The organism is Halorubrum tibetense, from assembly GCF_042661865.1.
Classification (GTDB): Archaea; Halobacteriota; Halobacteria; order Halobacteriales; family Haloferacaceae; genus Halorubrum; species Halorubrum tibetense.
In genome coordinates, this window is record NZ_JBHSWW010000398.1 from 1 (window position 1) to 1,628 (window position 1,628).

Consider the following 1,628-nt stretch of genomic DNA (forward strand, 5'->3'; position numbering starts at 1 on the left):
GCCAGCGACGCCATGTACCCGAGCAGGTCGTCGTCGACGTGGACGGACTCCGGGACGGTCCGGAGCTCGCTCCCCGCGCCGACGTCGAGGAGGCGCTCGACGCTCGGGCTCCGATCGACGCGGCCGGCGCGCCGACGGAGGATCTCCACCTCGCCGGCCTCGTCGGGATATCCGAGCGAGGTCTTCACCATGAACCGGTCGAGCTGGGCCTCCGGCAGCGGGAACGCCCCCTCGCTCTCGACGGGGTTCTGGGTAGCGATGACGTAGAACGGGCTCGGGAGGTCGTGGGTGTCGCCGTCGACGGTGACCTGTCCCTCCTCCATCGCCTCGAGGAGGGCGGCCTGCGTCTTCGGCGGTGCGCGGTTGATCTCGTCGGCGAGGACGACGTTCGCGAAGATCGGGCCGGGCGAGAAGGAGAACGTGCTGTCGCGCTCGTCGAACACGTTCGTCCCGGTGACGTCGGAGGGGAGGAGGTCCGGGGTGAACTGGATCCGGGAGAACTCCAAACCCAGCGCGGTCGCGAACGACCGCGCCGAGAGGGTCTTTCCGGTACCGGGAACGTCCTCCAAGAGGACGTGGCCGCGAGCGAGGATCCCGAGGGTGACGCGTTCGAGGAAGTCGCGGTCGGCGACGACGGCGGAGCCGACCTCGTCGATGACGCGGGCGCAGGTGTCGGCGGCGTCGGGGACGTCCATACCCGCGAGAGGACGGCCGGCCCGAAAAGCGTTGTCGGGGGAATCACACCACCGGACCGACCGACGATCGAAACCCATAACATCCGAACCCGTCAACGTCGAATCGAGCCGAGGTAGCCTAGCCTGGCCAAGGCGGTAGATTCGAAATCTACTGTCCATTCGGACACCGGAGTTCAAATCTCCGCCTCGGCGCTCCACTCTTCGTTCCCGAGAGCGACGCGGTTCGACGCTTCCTCGTCCGGATCGCACTCGTCGGCGGACTCGTCGCGCTGGGTCGGCGGCTCCGACAGGGTTAGGAGTGCCCTGCTGCCGTGACGACCACGTACGGAGGGAAAGAACCATACCGCGGGCACCGGTGTATCTCGTATGTCCGACGCGACGCTGTACGAACGGCTCGGCGGCGAGCCGGCGGTCGGGGCCGTGGTCAACGAGTTCTACGACCGCGTCCTCGCAGACGACCGTGTCGCCGGGTTCTTCGACGACGTCGACATGGCGGAGCAGCGCTCCCACCAGACCAAGTTCCTGAGCGCGGTTACCGACGGCCCCATGCAGTACGACGGTCCGGAGATGGGAGAGGCCCACGAGGGGCTCGATATCTCCGACGAGGAGTTCGATGTCGTGGCGGGACACCTCGACGCCGCGCTGCGGGAGTTCGACGTGGACGCGACGGACCGCGAGGCGGTGATGGACGCCGTCGAGAGGTACCGCGAGGAGATCGTCGAGCGGTAGACGCCGACGAGGTCGCCGAGACTGCCGGGGTCGTCGGGACCGTTAGGGTCGCCCGCCGAGCGACTCCTGTTCGGGGTCCGGATCGCCGCGGAGCCGGCGGCGGCGCTTGTCGTACGCTGCTTCCAGCTTGGCGTTGGTGGCACGGGAGACGAGATAGAGGTCGGCGTCGCCGGCGTCGCGGCGGTGCGCGCTGGCGACCCACAC

General features: G+C 68.6%; 3 protein-coding genes and 1 tRNA gene. 2 read left to right on the plus strand and 2 right to left on the minus strand.

The features are described 5' to 3' along the window. Window positions 1-695: AAA family ATPase (locus ACFQEU_RS15480; protein ID WP_379783615.1), on the minus strand; the 695-nt coding region annotated here is incomplete at its 3' end. 107 nt (window positions 696-802) lie between these two features. On the opposite strand from ACFQEU_RS15480, the gene ACFQEU_RS15485 reads away from it, so the two are divergent. Further along, a tRNA-Ser gene (locus tag ACFQEU_RS15485) sits at window positions 803-887 on the plus strand. On the opposite strand, the gene ACFQEU_RS15490 is transcribed toward ACFQEU_RS15485, so the two are convergent. Beyond that, the gene (locus ACFQEU_RS15490; protein WP_379783617.1) at window positions 869-1,048 is read right to left on the minus strand and encodes a hypothetical protein; all 180 of its coding nucleotides are present in this window, start codon (window positions 1,046-1,048) and stop codon (window positions 869-871) included. The genes ACFQEU_RS15485 and ACFQEU_RS15490 overlap by 19 nt on opposite strands. A 13-nt stretch (window positions 1,049-1,061) precedes the next feature. Here ACFQEU_RS15490 and ACFQEU_RS15495 point away from each other — a divergent pair, with 13 nt between their 5' ends. Then, window positions 1,062-1,424 carry a group I truncated hemoglobin gene (locus tag ACFQEU_RS15495; RefSeq protein ID WP_379783619.1) on the plus strand — a complete coding sequence of 121 codons (363 nt, stop codon included), beginning with the start codon at window positions 1,062-1,064 and terminating at the stop codon, window positions 1,422-1,424. Window positions 1,425-1,628 lie beyond the last annotated feature (204 nt).

Coding starts and splice junctions, on each gene's coding strand:
- ACFQEU_RS15495 (WP_379783619.1), top strand. CDS start 1,062: ATGTCCGACGCGACGCTGTACGAACGGCTCGGCGGCGAGCCGGCGGTC.